At 30.4% G+C, this 25525-nt stretch carries 20 protein-coding genes; 17 read left to right on the forward strand and 3 right to left on the reverse strand.

The features are described 5' to 3' along the window. Positions 1-120: 120 nt before the first annotated feature. Both KQI30_RS09130 and KQI30_RS09135 read right to left on the reverse strand, forming a co-directional pair. A complete protein-coding gene (locus tag KQI30_RS09130; RefSeq protein WP_216462993.1) occupies positions 121-1032 on the reverse strand; it encodes a hypothetical protein in 912 nt (303 codons plus the stop codon). A 70-nt stretch (positions 1033-1102) separates the two neighbouring features. Further along, positions 1103-1510: a Fur family transcriptional regulator gene (locus tag KQI30_RS09135; RefSeq protein WP_216462994.1), complete on the reverse strand. Its 408-nt coding sequence runs from the start codon at positions 1508-1510 to the stop codon at positions 1103-1105. Positions 1511-1763: 253 nt separating this feature from the next. Here KQI30_RS09135 and KQI30_RS09140 point away from each other — a divergent pair, with 253 nt between their 5' ends. Beyond that, positions 1764-2636, forward strand: coding sequence for a sulfide/dihydroorotate dehydrogenase-like FAD/NAD-binding protein (locus KQI30_RS09140; RefSeq protein WP_216462995.1), 873 nt, complete (start codon positions 1764-1766; stop codon positions 2634-2636). 11 nt (positions 2637-2647) lie between these two features. Beyond that, entirely contained in the window at positions 2648-4021 is a 1374-nt protein-coding gene (gene gltA / locus KQI30_RS09145; protein WP_216462996.1) for an NADPH-dependent glutamate synthase, read from the forward strand. A 599-nt stretch (positions 4022-4620) separates the two neighbouring features. Here the strand turns inward: gltA and KQI30_RS09150 are convergent. Next, positions 4621-5838 carry a 6-phosphofructokinase gene (locus KQI30_RS09150; protein WP_216462997.1) on the reverse strand — a complete coding sequence of 406 codons (1218 nt, stop codon included), beginning with the start codon at positions 5836-5838 and terminating at the stop codon, positions 4621-4623. A 216-nt stretch (positions 5839-6054) separates the two neighbouring features. On the opposite strand from KQI30_RS09150, the gene KQI30_RS09155 reads away from it, so the two are divergent. The 15 genes from KQI30_RS09155 to KQI30_RS09225 all read left to right on the forward strand — a co-directional run bounded on the left by KQI30_RS09155 (position 6055) and on the right by KQI30_RS09225 (position 25503). Continuing rightward, entirely contained in the window at positions 6055-6714 is a 660-nt protein-coding gene (locus KQI30_RS09155; RefSeq protein WP_253287451.1) for a deoxynucleoside kinase, read from the forward strand. 149 nt (positions 6715-6863) lie between these two features. Further along, the gene (locus KQI30_RS09160) at positions 6864-8642 is read left to right on the forward strand and encodes a M3 family oligoendopeptidase (RefSeq protein WP_216462998.1); all 1779 of its coding nucleotides are present in this window, start codon (positions 6864-6866) and stop codon (positions 8640-8642) included. Between the two features lie 32 nt (positions 8643-8674). Next, positions 8675-9634, forward strand: coding sequence for a diaminopimelate epimerase (gene dapF, locus KQI30_RS09165; RefSeq protein ID WP_216462999.1), 960 nt, complete (start codon positions 8675-8677; stop codon positions 9632-9634). A gap of 286 nt (positions 9635-9920) precedes the next feature. Further along, positions 9921-13682, forward strand: a complete 3762-nt coding sequence (locus tag KQI30_RS09170) for a phosphoribosylformylglycinamidine synthase (protein WP_216463000.1) — start codon at positions 9921-9923, stop codon at positions 13680-13682. A gap of 261 nt (positions 13683-13943) precedes the next feature. Next, a complete protein-coding gene (locus KQI30_RS09175; RefSeq protein ID WP_216463001.1) occupies positions 13944-14312 on the forward strand; it encodes a four helix bundle protein in 369 nt (122 codons plus the stop codon). Between the two features lie 53 nt (positions 14313-14365). Beyond that, the gene (purE, locus tag KQI30_RS09180; protein ID WP_216463002.1) at positions 14366-14845 is read left to right on the forward strand and encodes a 5-(carboxyamino)imidazole ribonucleotide mutase; all 480 of its coding nucleotides are present in this window, start codon (positions 14366-14368) and stop codon (positions 14843-14845) included. Between the two features lies 1 nt (position 14846). Beyond that, positions 14847-15560, forward strand: a complete 714-nt coding sequence (purC, locus tag KQI30_RS09185) for a phosphoribosylaminoimidazolesuccinocarboxamide synthase (RefSeq protein WP_216463003.1) — start codon at positions 14847-14849, stop codon at positions 15558-15560. Between the two features lies 1 nt (position 15561). Then, positions 15562-16968 (forward strand): amidophosphoribosyltransferase, encoded by a 1407-nt coding sequence (gene purF / locus KQI30_RS09190; RefSeq protein ID WP_216463004.1) that lies wholly within the window; start codon positions 15562-15564, stop codon positions 16966-16968. 24 nt (positions 16969-16992) lie between these two features. Beyond that, positions 16993-17997: a phosphoribosylformylglycinamidine cyclo-ligase gene (gene purM / locus KQI30_RS09195; RefSeq protein WP_216463005.1), complete on the forward strand. Its 1005-nt coding sequence runs from the start codon at positions 16993-16995 to the stop codon at positions 17995-17997. Further along, the gene (purN, locus tag KQI30_RS09200) at positions 17985-18596 is read left to right on the forward strand and encodes a phosphoribosylglycinamide formyltransferase (protein ID WP_216463006.1); all 612 of its coding nucleotides are present in this window, start codon (positions 17985-17987) and stop codon (positions 18594-18596) included. Before purM ends, purN begins: the two co-directional genes overlap by 13 nt. Before the next feature lie 308 nt (positions 18597-18904). Beyond that, positions 18905-19261, forward strand: coding sequence for a four helix bundle protein (locus KQI30_RS09205; protein WP_216463007.1), 357 nt, complete (start codon positions 18905-18907; stop codon positions 19259-19261). A 204-nt stretch (positions 19262-19465) separates the two neighbouring features. Then, positions 19466-20959 (forward strand): bifunctional phosphoribosylaminoimidazolecarboxamide formyltransferase/IMP cyclohydrolase, encoded by a 1494-nt coding sequence (gene purH / locus KQI30_RS09210; protein ID WP_216463008.1) that lies wholly within the window; start codon positions 19466-19468, stop codon positions 20957-20959. A 22-nt stretch (positions 20960-20981) separates the two neighbouring features. Next, positions 20982-22232, forward strand: a complete 1251-nt coding sequence (gene purD / locus KQI30_RS09215) for a phosphoribosylamine--glycine ligase (protein WP_216463009.1) — start codon at positions 20982-20984, stop codon at positions 22230-22232. A gap of 274 nt (positions 22233-22506) precedes the next feature. Then, positions 22507-23991 (forward strand): methyl-accepting chemotaxis protein, encoded by a 1485-nt coding sequence (locus tag KQI30_RS09220; protein WP_216463010.1) that lies wholly within the window; start codon positions 22507-22509, stop codon positions 23989-23991. Between the two features lie 39 nt (positions 23992-24030). Next, entirely contained in the window at positions 24031-25503 is a 1473-nt protein-coding gene (locus tag KQI30_RS09225) for a methyl-accepting chemotaxis protein (RefSeq protein WP_216463011.1), read from the forward strand. Positions 25504-25525 lie beyond the last annotated feature (22 nt).

Raw genomic sequence — 25525 nt, forward strand, 5'->3', positions numbered from 1 at the left:
TTGGCAATATTATAAATACATTGAAGTTTTATCAATGTGTAAGTAATAAATTACTTACTAAACCCCCCATCCCCCTTGGGACCATAATGGTCCCACTTTTATTTTTTTGAAATATATTATTTAACTAAGAGATATAAGCTTGATTTTATAACAATTAGGAGAAGTAATCTTATCATCTAAATCTAGAATTATATTAAAAGTATATAAGTTATCACTGTTACTGTCATCTTTACCATGGAAAGATAAACACCACTTTATAGAAGATAATTCTCCGTCTCTATTATATTTTAGATCAGAGAAAGAGCCTTTATCAAAAATGAGACTAATGTTATCATCTAAACTTTGAAAGGCATTATAACTTTCACCTCTAAAATCATGAGATATTAAAGATAAATCCATTGGAGTATGTTTGTAATATGCATTTTCAATATAAGATATAAGAGCTGATATTGTATCATTTCCAAAAATATAATTAGAATTTATATTTAGTTTTTTTTCTTCTCCATTTATTAATAGATAGGTTGATAATATAAGATTATTATCTTTTTTTTCACCAATAGTCAAAAGAGGTGTTCTGTTATTGGTAGAGTTTGATATACCAACAATATTTCCGTCTTTAGAAAAGATTTTATTCATTTTTCCTTCATATGACGAAAAAATCTCAACTTTTGAGTTAGATTTGTTATGTACGTTTACAATAATTTCTGGGATAGAATTCTTTGTTAGGTCACAAAAAAATAAATCCATTGATTTGAAGTAAGAAGTTTTAGAAAGTTTACTTAAACATTCTTCCTTATTATAATATTTTATTAAAACTCCTACATCATCACCATCATTAACTTTAGATAACTCTTCTTTTCTGCCATCACCATTAATATCTAAAGAAGTGGAATTTATTAAGTTGTTTACGTAGGTAGAAGAGTCTTCAGTTGGTTTGGTTATTATGTATATAGAAAATAAAATTGAGATAAGTACAGCAAAGGTGACTAAAAAGAGAGTTTCTTTTTTTATAAATAAGATTCTAAATTTCATATGTATACCTCCTTATATAATAAAGTCTATGAAGGAGACATAAAAAAAATAACCTCATTATTTAATGAGATTATTTACAATCCTTACAAATTCCAAACATGTATATTTTACTGCCTAGAATTTCATAATCCGTATATTCAGCAGCCTTAATCAATATATCATCAAGAGGCATTCCACAGATATCATCCACTTTACCACAATTTAAACATTGAATATGTGGATGAGCATTTGTATTAGCATCATATCTAAAACTACCTTCACCTACATTTAATTCTTGAATAAGGTTCACTTCAGTAAGAGTTTTTAAAGCTTTATATACAGTAGCAAGACTCATTGTAGGATAATCTTCTTGAATTGCTTTGTATATAGTTTCAGCTGATGGATGTTCATTAGTAGAACATAAATATTTATATACGGCGATTCTTTGAGGAGTAAGTTTAAGTTTTTTTTCTTTAAATACGGCAGATATATTCTCCATAGTTAACACTCCTATTATTTAATTAATAATATTATACAATAAGTATTATTGATTGTAAACTTGATAAAAGTTACATCTACACTAATATAACAAATTTTGCAAAACATATCCATGATAAATTATCTTTAAAATCAGTAGGAATATATTTAAAATTGTTCTTGAAATGGAATAAGATGTCTTATAAAATAAAATATAGTATATAAAAATATGAAAGAATATTTGATAGATTTACGGGAAATATGGAGGGAAACATATGTATGAAATAGTTAAGAAAATAGAATTAGCACCAAAAATATTTTTGATGGATGTGAAAGCACCAAAAGTAGCTAAAGCTGCGAAACCTGGTCAATTTATTATTCTTATTGCTGATGAAAAAGGTGAAAGGGTACCTCTTACAATATGTGATTATGATTTAGATAAAGGTACAGTAACAATAGTTATTCAAGCTGTTGGTTATTCAACCAATAAGATTGTATCTTTAAAAGAGGGGGATTCTTTTAAAGATTTTGCAGGCCCTCTTGGAAGACCATCTGAATTTATAAATGAAGAAATAAATAAGTTAAAAGATAAAAAGATTTTATTTGTAGCTGGTGGAGTTGGAGCAGCACCAGTATATCCTCAAGTAAAGTGGCTAAGTGAAAGAGGAGTTAAAACTGATGTAATAATTGGTGGTAGAAGCAAAGAGTATGTAATATTAGAAGATGAAATGAAGAAACTAGGTGCAAATGTGTATCCTTGTACTGATGATGGAAGTTATGGATTTAATGGAAGAGTTACAGATAAAATAAAGGACTTAGTTGACAGTGGAAATACTTATGATGAAATTATAGCTATTGGTCCAATGATAATGATGAAGTTTGTATGTAGCCTAACAAAGGAATTAGGTATACCTACTATAGTTTCTTTAAATACTCTTATGGTAGATGGAACTGGAATGTGTGGTGCTTGTAGAGTAACTGTAGGAAACGAAACAAAATTTGCTTGTGTAGACGGACCAGAATTTGATGGACATCTTGTGGATTTTAATGAAGCTATGAAGAGACAAGCTATTTATAAGACAGAAGAAGGACAAAAGTTGGCTAAGGCAGAAAAAGATCATACTTGTACTTGTAAGAAAAATATTTAGGGGTGATTAATATGAATTTAAATAGAGTACCAGTAAGGGAACAAGATTCAAAGGTTAGATCAACTAATTTTGAAGAAGTTTGTTTAGGATATAATGAAGAAGAAGCAGTAGAGGAAGCAAATAGATGTTTAGGATGCAAGAAACCTATGTGTGTTACAAAATGTCCAGTATCAGTTGGAATTCCGCAGTTTATTGCACAAGTAAAGAAAGGAAATTTTGAAGAAGCTGCTAAGGTTTTAAATAAATATACTGCATTGCCATCAGTATGTGGAAGAGTATGTCCACAAGAAGTTCAATGTGAATCTAAATGTGTTTTAGGAATTAAAGGAGAAGCAGTATCTATAGGTAAGCTTGAAAGATTTGTTGGAGATTGGGCGAGAGAGCATAATATAGATTTATCTTCAAAGAAGGAGTCTAATGGAAAAAAGGTAGCAGTAATAGGATCAGGCCCATCTGGATTAACATGTGCTGGTGATTTAGCAAAAGCAGGATTTGATGTTACTATATTTGAAGCACTTCATGAAGCAGGGGGAGTTTTAGTATATGGTATTCCTGAATTTAGATTACCAAAAGACACAGTAGTTAAAAGTGAAATTGAAAATTTAAAGAAGATTGGAGTAAAAATTGAGACTAATGTTTTAGTTGGAAGAACTATAACAATAGATGAACTTATAGAGCAAGGTTTTGAAGCAGTATTTATAGGATCAGGAGCTGGACTTCCAAGATTCATGGGTATACCAGGTGAAAATGCCAATGGTGTATTTTCAGCTAATGAATTTTTAACAAGAAACAATTTAATGAAAGCATTCAAGGAGGATTATGCTACTCCAATAGTTAAAGGAGGAGTTGTAGCAGTTGTTGGTGGCGGAAATGTTGCTATGGATGCAGCAAGAACTGCTAAGAGACTTGGTGCTGAAGTTCATATAATATATAGAAGAGGTGAAGAAGAACTTCCAGCAAGAAAAGAAGAAGTTCATCATGCTAAAGAAGAAGGAATAATTTTTGATGTTTTAACAAACCCTGTAGAAGTAATTCAAAATGAAGATGGATGGGTTTCAGGAATAAAATGTGTAAGAATGGAGCTTGGAGAACCAGATGAATCTGGAAGAAGATCACCAAAGCCTATTGAAGGATCTGAATTTGTAATGGAAGTTAATACTGTAATAATGAGTTTAGGAACACTTCCAAGTTCATTAATTCCAAGTACTACAGAAGGGTTAGAAGTAAATAAAAGAAAGTGTATAGTAGTACATGAAGGAACAGGAGAAACTACTAGAGAAAATGTATATGCTGGTGGAGATGCTGTAACAGGAGCTGCCACTGTAATATTAGCAATGGGAGCAGGAAAAACTGCAGCAAAATCTATAATAGAGAAAATAGGATAAAAATAAACAGTGCATAATTCAGTGCACAGTTTTGGTTAAGGAACTGTCGTATTAACAAATGAAAATTTGTAAGTGATAGTTCCTTTTTATAGTAAATAGGTAAGAGTGAAGGGAGAAATCCGATAGTGAAGGTTAATTTTCCCTATGGGGAAAATATTATAGTCCTGCGGACGGCGAGAGTTACAATTGTATTTGTAGATGTATTTAGTGCATATATAAAACTGTTATACTTAAGTGTTGTTTTTTATAAATCATGGGTTACCTCTCCAAGCTATATGAAGGTGCAACCTTCATTAGCCCCCTGTAATAGTTCTATATAAAATACAAATATCTTAAGGGAACTATATCATTCTATACATAAATTATCACACTTAAAATCTCAGAAATTCCCCAAAGGGAATTTCATCCATAACTGTGAACTGACACCTGTGCACTGATATATACCTGTGCACTAAAAAAAGCACTCAGTAAGTATAGAGTTCTATACCTACCAGTGCTTTTTTAGTTTAAATTTTCCCGTGGCAAATCAACATTAATTGCCAATTGCCTAAGTTGTGAAATGTCCGAATTGCAAATTGTTTGAATTGATAAATGTTATCCTATCTAATTAATGAGAATTTAGGCATTCCAAGTTCAGTATAAATATTTGGTTCTCCTTGAACTAAAGGTCTAACATATTCAATAGCATCTTCTGTAACATGATTATGAGTTTCGTTTATCCAATCTGTTGGGAAATATTTAATTTTATTAGCAATTTCACATACTGGAATTGCAGATGTAGTTGAAACATAAGGAGAATTATTTACTCTCTTTATTGCTACCATTATTCCTGTTTCACCATCGATAGAATAATTAATAGCATCTCTTCCAACCATATGAGCTTCTTCTATATCCCTATCAGATGCACAGTGCATAGCGCATCTTTGTATAACTCCAAGTTCTAGTGTTTTAACTCTAGATGTTATGCCTGCATTTATAATTAATTCTTTAAGGGTATTGCAGACACCACCTAATTGAGCATGACCAAAGTTGTCATGAGATGAAGTTGGTTGTGTATCAGCAATAAAAACTCCATCAGCATTTTTTATACCTTCAGATGCAACGATATATACTTGATTTTGTTCTTCAAATTTAGCTCTAACGTCTTCTAAAAATTTATCAACATCAAAAGCTACTTCTGGAAGATATATAAAATCAGCAACTGGTTTACCATCAATTTGAGCTAGAGCAGCAGATGCCGCAAGCCAACCAGTATCTCTTCCCATAGTTTCTAATATGAATATACCATTATTAGTATAAACAGATGAGTCAAGATAAGTTTCAAGAGTAGTTGTTGCAATTATCTTTGCTGCAGATCCAAAACCAGGAGTATGATCAGTTATATAAAGATCATTATCAATAGTTTTAGGAACACCAATAAATTTTATATCAGAGTTAACAAGTTCTGCGTACTTAGAAAGTTTATCTACAGTGTCCATGGAGTCATTACCACCAACATAAAAGAATGTAGTAATATTCATAGAAGTTAATAAATCAAATAGTTTATTATATTCAGCAGGATTTTCTTCTGGGCTCTTTAGTTTATATCTACAAGATCCTAAGCCTGATGAAGGTGTATATTTTAGGTTATGTAATGTAGCATAATCCATCTCTGACAGATTTCTAATATCACCTCTTAAAATACCTTCAATACCATTTAATCCACAATAAACATTATTGTAATATTGAGTTTTTAAATTTTCGTCAAATATCCCGATAACTGAAGAATTAATAACAGCAGTTGGGCCGCCTGATTGGGCAACGATGCAGTTTCTCATAGGAACACTTCTCCTTCTAACTATTTTTTTCTTAAAATTTCGTAAAAAACCATATTAATTATACTATAATGCAATATTATATTAAAGGTTTTGAAGGGAGAATGATAAAGTATATTTATGTGGAATAAAAATCTACTTGAAAATAACCTTGTATTTTGTAATAATAAAAGAACTGATTTTGTAGTGAATAAGTCATTACAGTGGGAGAGCTAGATTATGAAATATAGAGAATACTTAAAAAAGATAGAGGGAAAGGAGTCTTGGCCAATGATAGTAGTTGATGGAGTAGTTGGTGTCGGTAAAACAACACTAATGAATATTTTAGTAAAGGAATTTGGATATACGGCTTTTTTGGAGCCAGTTGTAGACAATCCTATATTAGATAAGTTCTATTATGATAGGAAAAGATATTCATTTCCACTTCAAATATTCTTTTTGAATAATAGATTTAGATATATAAAAGAAGCTTCTTTAATAGATAAGGCAGTATTAGATAGAAGTATTTATGGAGATTTGATTTTTGCAAAGCTATTAGTGGAAAATGATGAAATGGATGAAGAGGAATATAATATCTACTTGGACTTATTTGAAAATATGGTAGAACATCTATCTCCTCCTAAACTTATGATTTATTTAGAAACTAGTGTTGATGATGCTATAAAAAAGATTAATAAAAGAGGAAGAGACTACGAACAAGTAGTAGAGAAAGATTATTGGTTAAGGCTAAATAAGCAATATACAGAGTATTTTAAGGATTATAGCATATCACCGCTTTTAAAAATTAATGTAGATTCTTTAGATTTTGAAAATAATCCTAAAGATAGAGAGTACGTATTAGGCTTAATAAAGGATGCATTGGACAAAATTGAAAAGTAAAAAAATTTTAGGTATCGTGTAAACAAAGAAAAAGAGTTGTTAGCGATACCTATTTTTTATAATTACACCTATGTGCTGTATAATGTTTACTTTACATTGCATTGGTTTATAATAGATATATATAACAGAATGTTTGGAGGGATATGAATATGGAGGGAAAGTGGAGTTTAAAAGAAATTTATCTTGGATTTGATGATGATAAATTTAAAGAAGATATAAATAAAGGAAAATTAATTATAGAAGAGTTTAAAGCATTAGCTGATAAATCTGAGACATTAGATAATAAGAAGTTACTAGAAGAATATATTAACTTAAATTTAAAATGTAATGATGTTATAGGAAAAGCATATGAGTTTTGTAATTTAACTTATGCAGTAGATACCAAAGATATTAATGCTCAAAGATATATGGACGTTTTAGAAAATCAATTATCTAGTATCACAGAATATGATTCAAGGATAAAACTACAAGTAGGAAAGGTTAAAAATCTTTCTGAATTAGTAAAAGAAAGTGAACTTATAAAAGAACATAAATTTTTTATAGAAGAAATAATAAATAATGAAAAATACATATTATCTCCAGAAGTTGAAAATGTCATTGCAAAAATGAAAAATACAGGTTCTATAGCTTGGGCAAAACTTAGAGATGGAGAAACTTCTGTAGTAAAAGTTAAGCTAGATAATAATGGGAAAGAAGAGGAAGTACCTCTTACAGTAGCAAGAAATTTAGCTTATGATAAAAGTGAAGAAGTTAGAAAAAGTGCTTATGAAGCTGAACTTAAAGCATATAAATCTATTGATGAATCTGTAGCTGCTGCGTTAAATGGAATAAAAGGAGAAGTTATAACTGTAACAAATCTTAGGGGATATGATTCTCCACTTCAAGAAGCATTATTTTCATCAAGGATGAGTGAAAAAACATTAGAAGCACTTATATCTGCAATAGAAGATTACTATCCTGTATTTAGAAAATATTTAAAACGTAAAGGTGAGATTTTAGGACATAAAAATGGTCTTCCTTTTTATGATTTGTTTGCACCTATAGGAGAATTAACTAGAGAAATTCCTTTTGAGGAAGGAAAGAAAATTGTTTTAGATAACTTTTATAGTTTCTCAAAAAAATTAGGGGATTTTGCAAAGAATGCTATGGATAATAATTGGATAGATGTTTATCCAAGAGAAGGTAAGGTTGGTGGAGCATTTTGTTCTACTATAACATCTATAAAAGAAAGTAGAGTAATGTTAAACTATGGTGGAAACTTTACTGATGTAGTAACAATGGCGCACGAGTTAGGTCATGGATATCATGGATCAGTATTAAAAGATGAGTCTGCTATAAATAATGAATATCCAATGCCACTAGCAGAAACAGCATCTACTTTTTGTGAAACACTTTTAAAAACTAATATGATTAATACCCTTCCAGAAGACGAAGCATTAACAGTATTAGAAGGAGAAATTAGTGATGCTACTCAAGTAATTGTTGATATAATGAGCAGGTTCAAATTTGAAAAAGAAGTATTTGAAAGAAGAAAAGAGGCTGCTTTATCTGTTGAAGAATTATGTGATATTATGATAGAAGCTCAAAAATCTACATATGGAGATGGATTAGATGAAAATTATCTTCATCCATATATGTGGATTTGTAAGCCACATTATTACGACGGTGACTATAATTTCTACAATTATCCATATGCTTTTGGTCAATTATTTGCAAAAGGGCTTTATAAAATATATGAGGACAAAGGCGAAGCATTTGTTGAAGAATATGATAAGCTATTAAAATCTACAGGTAAGATGAACATAGTAGATGTAGGTAAGACAATAGGAATAGACTTTGAAGATAAGAGTTTCTGGGTAAATTCATTAAAAGTAATGGAAAAAGATATAGAAAAATTCTTAAAGTTAACTGATAATATTATTAAGTAGATTTTATTTAAGTTTTTGGGTAGGAGGGCGAAATGAAGTTTAATATTATAAAATGTCATGGTGCATGTAATGATTTTGCACTTATTGATGAGATAAATAACAATTATAATTTTACGGAAGAGGATAGAAGAAAATTAGCTATTTTACTTTGTGATAGAAATGGTGCTGTTGGTGGTGACGGTATTGTATTTATGAGCAATAGTGAAAACTGTGATGGAAAGATGAGAATATTTAATGCTGATGGTACAGAACCAGAAATGTGTGGAAATGTTCTAAGAAATGTTGGAAGATTTGTTATGGAAAACTTTAAAAAAGATGCAGTTACTATTGAGACAATGAAAGCCAACTATAATGTTAGAAAGGTAAAAGATATTTTTGATGGTGTATATACTGATGAAATAGAACTTAAAGCTATTTCTTTTAATCCAGATGATTTGCCATTAGTATCTAAGGAAGATAAGGTGGTATTTCAATCTATACCTGAATTATCATCTAAAGAAAAATTTACAGCAATAGCATGTCCAAATCCACATTTAGTAGTACTAACTGACGAAATTAAAGAAGAGGAAATAAGGGAAGTTGGTATAAAAGCTAATTCTACAAAATCAGTATTGCCTCAAGGATCAAACGTAAATTATTTAAAAGTATTAGATAAAGATACGGTATATGTAAAAACTTATGAAAGAGGAGTAGGATTTACAAAAGCTTGTGGTACAGGAATGACAGCTTCTATAGTAGCTTGTACTATAGCACATCCGGAAATGAAAAATAGACCTATAAAAATATATAATGATGGTGGAATGATTATTAATACTGTAGTAGAAAATGAAGAAGGATTAAAAGTGATAATGGTAGGTAATGCTACATTTGTTTATACAGCAGAAGTAGAATACGAAAATAATACTATATCAGTATCCAATAAGAAAGAATTTGTAGAAGAAAATAAGAGTTATGATAAGTTTTTAGCATTTACTAATTCTATTGAAAAATAAGTTTAATGGTGCCACATTAGCGATTGAGTTTTCGCTAATGGGCACTTTTTTATTTACTTTTGTGTAGTGATATGCAAGGTAAAGTAATATTAATAAATGAATTTTGTAAAATGACACCAAAATAAAGATAAAAATGGTATAATAGAAATGATGTGAAATTTACAGTCAATATTTTCTTAAAAACCCTTTAAATATATGAAAAGTTATATTATAATTAGATTAACGAAGTATATATACACTTCAATGGGGAATGTTCGTATGTATACGTATGAAAGGGGAAAAATAAATGTCTTATATACGTACTGTGTATGTTGAAAAAAAGGAAGGATTCAATTCTGAAAATGAGCATTTATTAAAAGATTTCAAGATAAATCTTAATCTTGCAAATCTAGAAAAGGTTAGAATCATTAATAGATATGATTTAGCGGGACTTTCAGATGATGCTTATGATAGAGCTAAGAAGTTAATATTATCAGAAGTTAATGTTGATAATGTATATGATGAAGAGTTTCCATTAAATGATGGAGAAAATTATTTTCTAGTACAATACCTACCAGGTCAATTCGATCAAAGAGCAGATTCAGCTCGCCAATGTATCCAAATTATCACTGAGGATGATAGCTGTGAAATTACTTCTTCAAAGGTTGTAATTTTAAAAGGAAAGTTATCAATAGATGAAATAGAAAAAGTTAAAAGTTATTTTATTAACTCAGTGGATTCTAGAGAAATTTCAATTGAAAAACCAGAAACATTAATGCCAAAGGTTGAAAAACCAAGTGCAGTTAAAATATTAGATGGATTTATAGATTTAGATAGAAATGGATTAGAAAGTTTTTTAAATGAAAATGGACTAGCTATGACATTAGATGATTTAGCTTTCTGCCAAGAATATTTTAAGAACACAGAAAAAAGAAATCCTACTATAACAGAAATCAAAGTTATAGATACTTATTGGTCAGATCACTGTAGACATACCACTTTTGAAACAATAATTGATGAGGTTTCTTTTGAAGAAGGAAAGTATGCAAATCTTGTTAAAGCTTCTTATGAAAATTATTTAGAAGGAAGAGAATTTGCTTATAAAGACAGAAAGAAAAAGAATATATGTTTAATGGACCTTGCAACTATAGCTGTTAGAGAGCTTAAGAAAAAAGGTGTATTAAAAGATTTAGATGAAAGTGAAGAAATTAATGCTTGTTCAATAAATATTAAAGTTGATGTTGATGGTAAAGATGAAGATTATTTATTGATGTTTAAAAATGAAACACATAACCATCCAACTGAAATAGAACCATTTGGTGGAGCAGCTACATGTATTGGTGGAGCTATAAGAGATCCGCTTTCAGGAAGAACTTATGTATACCAAGCAATGAGAGTATCAGGAGCAGCAGATCCTACAGTTCCTGTAGAAGAAACACTTGCTGGTAAGTTACCACAAAGAAAGATAACTCAAGGAGCAGCTCATGGATATTCTTCTTATGGTAACCAAATTGGACTTGCTACAGGTCAAGTTGCAGAAATATATCATCCAGGATATGTAGCTAAAAGATTAGAACTTGGAGCGGTTATTGCAGCAGCACCAAAAGATAATGTAGTTAGAAGAAGACCAGTGCCAGGAGATATAATTGTTTTAATTGGTGGTAGAACTGGTAGAGACGGATGCGGTGGAGCAACAGGTTCTTCAAAGGAACATACTGAAACTTCTATTGATACATGTTCATCAGAAGTACAAAAAGGTAATGCTCCAACTGAAAGAAAGATACAAAGATTATTTAGAAATCCAGATGTATCAAGAAAGATTGTTAGATGTAACGACTTCGGAGCAGGTGGAGTATCAGTAGCAATTGGTGAACTTGCAGATGGATTAGATGTAGATTTAGATCTAGTACCAAAGAAGTACGAAGGATTAGATGGAACAGAACTTGCTATCTCTGAATCACAAGAAAGAATGGCAGTAGTCATAGAAGAAAAAGATAGAGATGAATTCTTAAGATTATGTAATGAAGAAAACTTAGAAGCTGTAGTAGTTGCTAAAGTAACAGATAAAAACATAATGAGACTAAAATGGAGAGGAGACACAATTGTAGAATTAAGCAGAGACTTTTTAAATACAAATGGTGTGACTTCTCATACAAAAGTAAAGGTTGTAGAACCAAAAGAAGATAATTACTTTGAAACTGCTGTTAATAATTACAAAGGAAAAGACTTTAAGGATATAGCAAAAGAAATATTAACAGATTTAAACGTATGTTCTCAAAGAGGATTAGTTGAAATGTTCGACTCTTCTATTGGAAGTAATACAGTACTTATGCCTTATGGAGGTAAAACACAAGGTACACCACAAGAAGGTATGGTAGGAAAGATTCCAGTTCTTAATGGAGAAACAAATACAGTTTCATTAATGACTTTTGGATATAATCCATATCTTACAACATTTAGTCCATTCCATGGTGGTATGTATTCAGTAATTGAAGCATTAGCTAAGATTACAGCTCTTGGAGGAGATGCTAGTAAGGTAAGACTTTCTATGCAAGAGTATTTTGAAAGAATGCATAATGCAGAAGCATTTGGTAAGCCATTTGCTGCATTACTTGGAGCATATGAAGTACAAAGAGCTTTTGAAATACCAGCTATCGGTGGTAAAGATTCAATGTCAGGAACATTTAAAGATTTAACAGTTCCTCCAACAATAGTTACATTTGCAGTAGTTGCAGATAAAGTACAAAATATTGTATCTTCTGAATTTAAAAAGGCAGGAAGTAAATTAGTAGAAGTTCTTCATGATAGAAAAGATGGAGATATGCCAAACTTAGAACAACTTAAAACTAATTTTGCTAAAGTTAAGGAATTGATAAATAAAGGATTAGTATTATCATCATCATCAGTAAGATTCGGTGGATTAATAGAAAACTTAGCTAAAGGATCTTTTGGTAATGAAATTGGAGTTAAGATAGATAGCAAATTAAAAATAGAAGATTTGGTAGAACCAAGTTATGGATCAATAGTCCTTGAAGTAAATGAAGATACTATAAAAGAATTAGAAGGAGTTTCATATAGAGTAATCGGTGAAACTACAGAAGATTATTCATTAGTTTACGGTAACGAAAAACTTGATATTAATGAATTAAGAAAAGAATGGGATTCTACACTTGAATCAGTGTTTAGAACAGAAGCAAAGATAGAAGAAACTAATATTGATATTCCATTGTATGAAGCAAAAGAAAAAGTTTCTCCTGTTATAAAAATAGCAAAACCAAAAGTATTTATACCAGTATTCCCGGGTACAAACTGTGAGTACGACACTTCAAGAGAGTTTAAAAAGGCAGGAGCAGAAACAGATGTATTTGTATTTAGAAATGGAAATGCTCATGAAGTAGAAGAATCAATTGAAGAAATGGTTAAGAGAATAAATACATCACAAATGATTATGTTATCAGGTGGATTCTCAGCAGGGGATGAACCAGACGGATCAGGTAAATTTATATCAGCAGTATTTAGAAATGAAAAGATAAAAGAAGCTGTTCATGAAATGCTTAAAAATAGAGATGGATTAATGTTAGGTATCTGTAACGGATTCCAAGCACTTATAAAATTAGGTTTAGTACCATATGGTGAAATAAGAGATTTAGATGTAAATTCACCAACACTTACATTTAATAAAATTGGTAGACACGTATCAAGAATGGTTACAACTAAAGTAATTTCAAATAAATCACCATGGATTTCTAATGATGACTTAGGAAAACTTCATAGCATAGCAGTTTCTCATGGAGAAGGAAGATTTGTAGCTAATGATGAAGTAATGAAATCTTTAATTGCAAACGGACAAGTAGCTACACAATATGTTAACTTTAAGGGCAAAGGAACTTATGATATTGAATTCAATCCAAACGGTTCTGTATACGCTGTAGAAGGAATAACAAGTCCAGACGGAAGAGTATTCGGTAAAATGGGACACTCAGAAAGAATAGGGAACGGTGTTGCTAAGAATATTTTAGGTGAGAAAGATCAACAATTGTTTAAGAATGGAGTTAATTACTTTAAGTAGTAGTCAGTGCACATGTATCAGGGCACAGGGCACAGGTAAGGTTGAAATTCCTCCACTGGAGGAATTTCATTGTAGTCCTGCGGACGGCTTGTGTTGTTTGCAGCTGTGCTACAAAAGTGCTAAGTGTGTATAGGATATTTGTAATTGTGACACAATTTGATTTAATATAAGAAGTTTTAAATAATTTATAATTACTGAATAAATGTTCGTATCTTTGGTAATTAATTAAATAAATTAATTACTCAGGGGTGTGATACTAAAATGACTAATAGTGTGATAGTTAATAAGTCTTTTAATTTTGCTTTAGATATTATAAGGACATACCACTTTCTTACATGTAAAAAGAGAGAGTTTATATTATCTAAACAATTGCTAAGAGCTGGTACTAGTATTGGGGCTAATGTTCGAGAGGCTTTTCGTGGAGAGTCTAGGAAAGATTTTGGTCACCAAATGAATATAGCTTTGAAAGAGGCTAATGAAACTGAGTACTGGATAGAATTATTGATAGCTTTATCATACTTAGAAGATGAAGTAGCTAATGAAATGCTTAATAAATGTAAAGAGTTATGCAAAATATTGAATTCAATTGTAAGGAAGGTGCGAGAAACACAAGAAGTTCAGGACGCATAAATACTTGTGCCCTGTGCCTTGTGCCTTGTGCCATAAAAAACGGAGGTTTTTTTATGAAGGTAGCAATCATATTTGGAAGTAAATCTGATACAGAGGTAATGAGGGGGGCTGCTAATGCTTTAAGAGAGTTTGATATTCCTTTTGAAGCGTATGTATTGTCAGCTCATAGAGTACCGGAGAAGTTAGAAGAGGTTATTAAGAAGTTAGAGGAAACTGGTTGTGAGGCAATTATTGCTGGTGCTGGGCTTGCAGCTCATCTTCCAGGTGTAATAGCATCAAAGACAACTCTTCCTGTAATAGGTGTGCCTATAAAGGCAGCAGTAGAAGGAATGGATGCATTATTTTCAATAGTTCAAATGCCAAAGGGTATTCCAGTTGCTACTGTAGGTATTAATAATTCTTATAATGCTGGTATGATAGCGGCTCAAATTTTAGGAGTTAAGTATCCGGAAGTTAAGGATAAGCTAGAAAAATATAGAAAAGATATGAAAGTTAAATTTATTAGGGATAATGAAGAAGGAGTGGAACTATAAAATGGAAAAGCTAGAAATGATGTATGAAGGTAAGGCAAAACAAGTATTTAGAACAAGTGATGATGATAAGGTAATAGTTCATTATAAAGATGATGCTACTGCTTTTAATGGAGAAAAGAAGGGACAAATTGATTCTAAAGGTGAATTAAATAATGCAATAACTTCAATGTTATTTGAACTTTTAGCAAAGAAAGGTGTTAAAACTCACTTTATTAAAAAGTTAAACGAAAGAGACCAACTTTGTAAGAAGGTAAAAATAATACCTCTAGAAGTTATAGTAAGAAATGTTGCTGCTGGTTCAATGGCTAAGAGATTAGGTCTTGAAGAAGGAACTCCATTAAAGACAACAGTATTTGAACTTTCTTATAAAAATGATGATTTAGGAGATCCATTAATCAATGATTATCATGCAGTAGCAATTGGAGCTACTACATTTGAAGAATTAAAGACAATTTATGATATGACAGCAGTTATTAATAATACATTAAAAGAATTTTTCTTAAAACAAAATATAAATCTTATAGACTTCAAGATAGAATTCGGTAAGACTGCAGATGGAGAAATCTTACTTGCAGATGAAATCTCACCAGATACATGCAGATTCTGGGATGCTACAACTGGTGAAAAGCTTGATAAAGATAGATTTAGAAGAGATATGGGAAATGTTAAAGAAGCTTATATAGAAATATTTAAGAGAATAAGTGAGGAAATCTAATATGACAATTAGAGAGTGTGATAAGTTCAAAGACGAGTGTGGTGTTTTCGGGATATACTCAAACAAAAAAACAACAATTGCCCATTATGTTTATTATGGATTATATGCACTTCAGCATAGAGGACAAGAAAGTTCAGGAATATGCGTTAATCAAGATGGAAATTTGATTCTTGAAAAAGGTATGGGTATTGTTCCGGATGTATTTGATGATGAAACATTAAATAATATGACAGGTAAGGCAGCTATAGGTCATGTAAGATATTCTACAACAGGAGATACTAGACTTATAAATGCACAACCATTACTTTCAAAATTTAAATTAGGACAAATGGCTATAGCTCATAATGGAAACTTAGTTAATACTGATGTTATAAGAGAACTATTAGAAGAGTCAGGTTGTAATTTCCAAACAACAATTGATACAGAAGTTATTTTAAATATGATAGCACGAAAAGCTTCTAAAGGAATAGAAAAAGCTTTAGTAGATACAGTTCAAGCCGTTAAGGGATCATACGCTATAGTAATATTAACAAAGGATAAGCTTATTGGAATAAGAGATCCTCATGGAATAAGACCATTATGTATAGGAAAAATAGACGATGGTTATGTACTATCATCTGAAAGTTGTGCTCTTGATGTTATAGGAGCTGAACTTATTAGGGATGTAGAACCAGGTGAAATAGTAATAATAGATGATGAAGGATTAAGAAGCATAAAGTTAAATGAAAAGGCAATAACTAAGGCATGTGCTTTTGAATATATTTATTTCGCAAGACCAGATTCTATAATGAATGGAATAAATGTATATGAAGCTAGAGTAAAAGCAGGGGAACTTTTATATAAAGATGCTCCAGCAGAAGCAGATTTGGTAATAGGAGTTCCTGATTCAGGAATACCATCAGCAGTAGGATATTCAAAGGCTTCGGGAATACCATATGCTATGGGTATTGTTAAAAATAAATATGTTGCAAGAACATTTATTGCACCAACACAAGAATTAAGAGAAAAAGCAGTTTCTATTAAGCTTAATGCACTTAGATGTTTAGTTGAAGGAAAGAGAGTAGTTCTTATTGATGACTCTATTGTAAGAGGAACAACTTCTAAAAAATTAGTAGATATAATGAGAAGAGCTGGAGCAAAAGAGGTGCACTTTAGATCAGCAGCACCAGCAGTTAAGTATCCTTGCTATTTTGGTATAGATACTCCATATAGAAGTGAACTTATTGCAGCTCAAAGAAACTTAGAGGAAATTAGAGAATTTATTGGAAGTGACTCTGTAGGATATTTATCAATTCCTTCATTAGTAGAAGCTTTAGGTGGAGAAAACCATTTTTGTTTAGGATGTTTTGCTGGTGAATATCCAGTATCAGCACCAATGGAAATGAGCAAGGTTCGTTTAGAAGATTAAAATTATGAAAGCGAGGAAACTTAAATGAGTTTATATAAGGAAAGTGGCGTAAATATAGAAGAAGGCTACAAAAGTGTACAATTAATGAAACAATACACAGAAAAAACTTTCATACCAGGAGTTTTAAATGGTCTTGGATCATTTGCTGGAATGTTTGAACTTGGACAAGGATATAAAAATCCAGTATTAGTTTCAGGAACAGATGGAGTTGGAACAAAGCTTGAAATTGCATTTAAGATGAATACTTATGATACAGTTGGAATAGATTGTACAGCAATGTGTGTAAATGACATACTTTGTCACGGAGCAAAACCAGTAGTATTTTTAGACTATATGGCTTGTGGAAAATTAGAAGCAGAAAAAGCAGCTGACATAGTTAAAGGTGTATCAGAAGGATGTTACAGAGCTGGATGTGCCTTAATTGGTGGAGAAACAGCAGAAATGCCTGGCTTTTATAAAGAAGGAGAATATGATATAGCAGGATTTGCAGTTGGTGTTGTAGAAAAAGACGAAATTATTGATGGGAGTAATATAAAATCTGGAGATGTTTTAATAGGATTAGAGTCTTCAGGAATTCATTCAAATGGATATTCATTAGTAAGAAAACTTATTACTAATTTAGATGAAGAATTTGAAGGAAAGAAAATAGGAGAAGTTTTATTAACTCCAACAAGAATATATGTTAAGCCAATACTTGATTTATTATCAAAAGTAAATATCAATGGTATGGCTCATATAACTGGTGGCGGATTTATTGAAAATATTCCAAGAATGTTCAAAAATAAAAAACATAGAGCAGTAATAAACAAAAATTCTTATAAAGTTCCAGCAATATTCAAAGAACTTATGAGACGTGGAGTTAAAGAAGAAGAAATGTACAATACATTTAACATGGGAATCGGATTTGTTGTTTGTGTTGCTAAAGAAGATGTAAATAAAGTAATGGAAATCTTAGTTGGACATGGAATAGTAGCTCATGAAATTGGATATGTTGATGAGAATGAAGGGGAAAATATATGCTTAAAATAGCAGTGTTAGTATCTGGTGGCGGAAGTAATCTTCAAGCCATCATAGATAAAGTTAGTGATGGTTACTTAGATAAAGTAGCTATAGAATATGTAATTAGTGACACAAAAGGTGCTTATGCCTTAGAAAGAGCAGAAAAAGTAGGAATAAAAACTTTAACATATGATAAAAAAGAATATGGTGATTCACTTAGTAAAAAAATTCTTGATACATTAAAAGGTAAAGTAGATGTAATAGTTCTAGCAGGTTTCTTTTCTATTATAAAAAAAGAATTAATAGATGAATTTAGAAATAGAATTATTAACATTCATCCATCACTTATACCAAGCTTTTGTGGAAAAGGTGCATACGGAATTCACGTCCACGAAAAAGCTATCGAATATGGGGTAAAGATATCAGGATGCACAGTACATTTTGTAGATGAAGGAACAGATACGGGGGCTATTATTCTTCAAAAATCAGTACCGGTATATGGAGAGGACACTCCAAAGAAATTACAAGAAAGAATACTTGTAGAAGAACATAAAGCATTACCAGAAGCGCTAAAGTTAATTAGCGAAGGAAAAGTAAGAGTAGAAGGAAGAAAAACCATAATAAAATAATTCACAGTTCACAATTCACAATTCACAATTAATGTTAATTTTCACCGATGGTGAAAATATTATAAGTATGTGGAGAGAGAAAATAGATAATGAAATTTATATTGAAAATTCAAAAGATTAACAATGGTAAATTCTATAATAGTTATAAATTGCCTGAATTGTAATGATTATTCGAAGGAGTAAAATGTTTTTCTGAAAGAAAAACCACCACAATTGTGAAATGTGAATTGTTTGAATTGTGAATTGAATAAATGTTTGTATAATTGTTAATTAATTTAATAAAGAGGATTAGTTAGAGGTAAAAAGATATGAATGAAAATATACTTGAGAATAAATCATTTGATTTTGCACTAGATATTATGAAATTATATAAACGGTTAACTTCTACAAATAATGAGAATGTGATATTTAAACAATTAATAAGATCATCTACCAGTATCGGAGCAAATATAAAGGAAGCTTTAAGAGGAGAATCAAGAAAAGATTTTACACATAAACTGAGCATATCTTTAAAAGAAGCTAATGAAACTGAATATTGGTTAGAATTATTAATTGCATCTGAGTATATAGAGTATAGAGAAGGAAAAGAACTTCTTGCTAAGTGTAAAGAGTTATGCAAGATACTATATTCAATAGTAAGAACATTAAATAAAAATAAAAGTTAATGTATAAATTGAAAAATACTTGAGTTGTGAACTGACTGAATTGCAAATTGATTGAACTGTGAATTGATTGAATTGCGAATTGCAAATTAATATGCCGTCCGCAGGACAATAATAATTTTCCCAATAGGGGAAAATTCACCACAATTGTGAACTGTGAATTGTTTGAATTGTGAATTGAAAATATGTGCACTTGGAGGTTAAAAAATGAGAGCTTTAATTAGTGTTTTTTATAAAGATGGAATTTTAGAAATGGCACAATTTCTTGAGAGTAAGGGTGTTGAAATAGTTTCAACTGGTGGTACTTATAGATATTTAAAAGAAAATGGTGTTAAGGTAATAGATATTACTGAGGTAACTGGATTCCCAGAAATTTTAGATGGAAGAGTTAAGACTTTAAATCCATATATCCATGGTGGAATATTAGCTATAAGAAATAATAAGGAACATATGGCTAAGATAGCTGAAAAAAATATTACACCAATAGATATAGTTATTGTAAATTTATATCCTTTCTTTGATAAGGTTAATGAAGATTTATCTTTTGAAGAAAAAATTGAGTTTATTGATATCGGTGGACCTACTATGCTTAGAGCAGCAGCAAAGAATTTCCAAGATGTTATAGTAATTTCAGATACTAAAGATTATGCTGAAGTTAAGAGACAAATGGAAGAAGGAGAAGTGTCATTAGCATTTAAGAAGAAGTTAGCTGGTAAGGTATTTAACTTAATGAGTGCTTATGATGGGGCTATAGCAAACTTCTTATTAGATGATGAGTATAACGAGTATTACAATATTTCATATAAAAAGAAAATGGATTTAAGATATGGAGAAAATGGACATCAATCAGCAGCTTATTATGTGTCAACAACAGATAATGGTGCGATGAAGGATATAGAACAATTAAATGGTAAGGAACTTTCATATAACAACTTTAAGGATATGGATATAGCTTGGAAAGTTGTTAGTGAATTTGATGAAACTGCTTGTTGTGCTTTAAAGCATAATACTCCATGTGGTGTGGCAGTGTCAGATACAACTTTAGATGCTTACAATAAGGCTTTTGAATGTGATCCAACATCAATTTTTGGAGGTATCGTTGCTTTCAATAGAGAAGTAGATGTGGAAACTGCTGAAAAGCTTACAGAAATATTCTTAGAAATAGTTATTGCTCCAGGATTTACTGCAGAAGCTCTTGAGGCATTTAAGAAGAAGAAGAATTTAAGAGTAATAAAATGTGGAACTAAACCATGTGATACTCATGAATTAGTTAAGGTTGATGGTGGTCTTCTTGTTCAACAATCAGATAGAAAATTAGTTGATGAGTATAAGGTTGTTACAGAAAAGGCACCAACAGAAGCTCAACTTAAAGATATGGAATTTGGAATGAAGGTAGTTAAATATGTTAAGTCTAATGCCATCGTTGTTGTTAAAGATGGTAAGACTTTAGGAATAGGTGGAGGACAAGTTAATAGAATTTGGCCTGCAAAGGATGCTTTAAAGAGAGCAAATACAGAAGGTGCAGTTCTTGCATCTGATGCATTCTTCCCATTTGGTGATATTGTTGATGAATGTGCTAAATATAAAGTAGGTGCAATTGTACAACCAGGTGGATCAGTAAATGATAAGTTATCAGTTGAAAATTGTAATAAGTATGGAATACCAATGGTCTTCACAGGAATAAGACACTTTAAACATTAATATAATAAGGAGCGTATTATATATGAAAGTTTTAGTTTTAGGTAGTGGTGGTAGAGAACATGCAATTGCTTATAAGTGTGCCGAGAGTTCAAAGGTAGAAAAGGTATATGTGGCACCTGGAAATGGTGGGACAGCTATTGAAAAGAAATGTGAAAATGTTAATCTAACTAAAATAGATGAATTTGTAGCTTTTGCAAAAAAGGAATCTATAGATTTAACAATAGTAGGACCTGAAGTATATCTTGTAGATGGTGTTGTAGATACATTTAAAAAAGAAGGCTTAAAGATTTTTGGACCAGGTAAAGTTGGTGCTCAGTTAGAAGGAAGTAAGTCTTTCTCAAAGGATTTCATGAAAAAGTATAATGTAAAAACTGCTGCATATGAAGTGTTTACAGAAGTTGAACCAGCGGTAGAATATTTAAAGAATGTAGATTATCCAATAGTTATTAAGGCAGATGGATTAGCAGCTGGAAAAGGTGTTGTTATAAGTGAAACTTATGAAGATGCTGTTGCTACTGTAAAGTCATTTATTATTGATGATGTATTCAAAGGTGCAGGACAAAAAATTGTTATAGAAGAATTTTTAACAGGACCAGAAGCATCAATTCTTGCTGTTACTGATGGTAAGACAATGCTACCATTTATATCTTCAAAGGATCATAAGAAAATTTATGAAGGAGAAACAGGACCTAATACAGGGGGAATGGGCGTTATAGCTCCAAATCCATACTTTACAAAAGAAGTAGAAGAGGATTTTATAAATAATATAATGAATCCAACATTAGAAGGTATAAGAGAAGAAGAGTTTGATTTTACAGGAATAGTATTCTTTGGTGTAATGATAACTCCAAAAGGTGTTTATGCTCTAGAGTATAATGTAAGAATGGGAGATCCTGAAACACAAGCAGTACTTCCGCTTATGAATAGTGATTTTGTAGAAGTAATTGAAAAGGCTTTAGATGGAAAGTTATCAGAAGTCACTTTAGATTGGAAAGAAGGATATTCTTGTTGTATAACAGGAGCATCAAAGGGATATCCTGCAAGTTATCCTACTGGTTTTGAGATTACTGTTAACAGTGATTTTAATTCAAAGTTATTTATAGCAGGGGCAAAAGAAGAAAATGGTAAGCTTCTTACTACAGGAGGAAGAGTTTTAAATGTAGTTGCTACAGATAGTACATTAGAAGGTGCTAGAGCTAAAGCTTATAATGATATAAAAAATGTGGACTTCCAAGGACTTTATTATAGAAAAGACATCGGTGAAATAAAATAAATTTGTTAATAAAATAAAAACTGTCACGATACGATTAAATTTCGTAAGTGGCAGTTTTTTTTTTTTTAAATAAAGAGAGAGATTTTAGTCTAAGTTTTATTTTTGTATTTTTAGAAGTTTCTAAAGAAAATTTTTCTACCAATATGAAGCGGAGAAATACTCTTATTTAATAGTATTTTTTATATTATTTACTGAAGTTTGATAATTAAAGTAAACTTTAAAAAAAAAGTAACGATATTATATAGTACTACATTAAAAAAAAGGGGAGATTTTGATGAATGAAAGTACTAAATTAGTAATAAAATCTGCGCATAAAAAAGCTGTAATTTTAAATTGGATAATATGTGTGGTAATGGATTTAGCTTTAATTATGAATTGTTTTCAGCAGGGCGTTAAGTGGTGGATTAATGTATTTATTGTTGTTTTAATACAAATTCCTATGATATTGGCTACAATAGCTTATAAAAAGAATAAAGAAAATAATTTTACGGGGATGTTATCATTTTTAGCATCATATATGGCATGGGTATCTATATTTATAAGAACAGGAAAAGTAGAAGTATATGTTTTTGTACTAATAATTTCTACAATATACGTTGTTTATTCAGAGAAAAAGTTTATAGATATTATTGGAGGAATAGCGGTATCATTAGAAGTTATAAAAACAATATGGGATTATAATAGATTAGATAATATTAATCTTTCAATATATATTACAATGATTATTGCATCAGTGGCATTTTATGTTGTTTTAGGGATTGTAACTAATGAAATGAGTAAAACCATTAATAAGTCTATAGATAATTTAAAAGAAGTTGAGGAAGCAAGAAAAAAACAAGAAGAAGTTTCAAGTGAAATAAAGAAAACTGTAAAAGTAGTATCAGAAAACTCAAGTGAGATAGATAAAATTGTAGAAGAGATATCAACTTCTTCAAAGTCAATAGCTTTTGCAATTAATGAAATATCAAAAGGTGCAACTACTACAGCAGAAGATATACAAATGCAATCTAGCCATTTAGATAAGATAAATGCAGATATAGAAGAATCATCTAATGCCTGTGATCTTATGGAAAAATCTTCAGGAAATGCTTATGACGTAATTAAGCAAGGAGAAAGTATTTTAAAAGAGCTTATTGAAGAATCTAATATAGTTACTGACAATACAAAAGAAGTACATAGTATTATGAAGGAACTTTTAGAAGAATCAAGAGAGATAGCAAATATAACTGGTGTTATATCAGGAATAGCAAATCAAACAAATCTTTTAGCATTAAATGCATCTATAGAAGCAGCTAGAGCTGGAGAAGCTGGAAAAGGATTTAGTGTTGTTGCTAATGAAGTAGGATTATTAGCAGATCAATCTAAGGAAGCTACTAAAAATATTGATAATATCGTTGTGAAACTTCAAAACAAGTGTAATAAGTCTAGTGAAGTAGTGGAAAAACTTACTATAAGTAATGGAAAACAAAATGATTTAGTAAAGAAAACTGATAGTGCATTTAATGAAATAAATAAAGAAATTATTGAAATAATGGATAAAAACAATTTAGTTAAAAATAGTATAGGTGAGGTTGTAAAGTCAAGTGATGTAATTACTGGATCAATAACAAGTATATCAGCTGTTTCAGAGGAAACAATGTCTAACTCAGAGGAAACTGCTGCAATGTCTAGTGAATATATAGTAAGTGCTAATCATGCAAGAAAATTAGTTGGAGAATTAGTGAAAGTTATAGAACGATTAGAAGAAATAAGTGAGTAATTAATATAACAAATAACAGAAGAGGGGAAAAAACTAAAGATGAATTCTAATGATAAGTATTATTTATACGCTAATAAAATGAATTTAATTGTTTCATGGGTATTAGCAATTATATCAGATTTAGGTTTATTATTATCTGTTTGTATGGGGAGAGTCAACCCAATAGTTGTTATAGCAATACTTTCATATTTACAGATAACATTAATTATAGCTACTATGATTTATAGAAAAGATAAATTAAATAATAGAGTAGGAATACTTTCTATGTTTTCACTGTATGTACCATGGATACTAACTATGTTTGCTAGTAAAGAACTAATAGTATACGTATTTGCAGTTCCATTATTAACAGTGGCTGCTTTATATGCAAAAAGGAGTAGAATTATTTTTTTAATTTCTCTAACTTCAGTAATAGAAGTTATTAAGACAATGTTAGATGGAATTGTAAAGGTAAAAGGAAATCTTGTAGCATATGTAGTTATGTTTGCAGTTTCAGCAGCATTCTTTATAAGTATATATATAGTTGTTAGGGTTATTGAAAAATATATGACAGTATCAAATGAAAACTTCAGTGAAATTATGGAAGCAAAAGCTAAACAAGAAGCTGACCTTGAAAGAAATATAAGAGTATCACAATCAGTAAGTTCTAATTCTAATACAATAAGTAATTTAGTTGAAGAAATAAAAACTTCAACAGAGACTGTTACTTGTGCTATTGAAGAAATAGCACAAGGAGCTAGTACAATTGCAGAAGATATACAAAGTCAATCTGAAAGTGTAGAAGAAATACATTCTATGATAGAGGGTACTGTTAAAGAATGTAACGTTATGGATGAAGCATCAAATAATACATCTTTAGTAATAAATGAGGGAACAGAAATAGTTAAAAAACTTACAGAGGAATCAGATATAGTTACGAGAAATACAGAAGAAGTATCTAATCTTATGAAAGAATTACAAGATGAGTGTAATGAAATAGCTACAATAACATCTGTTATTGAAGGAATAGCAAGTCAAACAAATCTTTTAGCGTTAAATGCATCTATAGAAGCAGCTAGAGCAGGAGAGATGGGAAAAGGTTTCAGTGTAGTAGCTAATGAAGTGGGAAATTTAGCAGGTCAATGTAGTGATGCAACGAAAAGCATAAGTAATATTATAGCTAACCTTCAAAAGAAGGCTAATATGTCTACGGATGTAGTAGGTAAATTAAGTGTTAGCAATAGTGTTCAAAATGAATTAGTTAATAGAACAGAATCTATATTTAATAAAATTGATAAAGATGTAGAGCGTATAATATTAGGAAATGAAAAGGTAAAAGAAAGAATTGAGGATATATTAAAATCTAATGATAATATTGTAAAATCTATAACCAATATATCAGCAATATCTGAAGAAACAATGTCAAATACAGAAGAAACATTAGCTATGTCTAATGAAAATATTGTTCAAGCTAACAAGGCAGATAATTTAATAAAAGAGTTAGTTGAGATTGCAAATGAATTAACACAATAATGTATAATAAAAATGCAACTAA

It is taken from the genome of Clostridium bornimense, from assembly GCF_018917145.1.
GTDB classification, from domain to species: Bacteria; Bacillota; Clostridia; order Clostridiales; family Clostridiaceae; genus Clostridium_AN; species Clostridium_AN bornimense_A.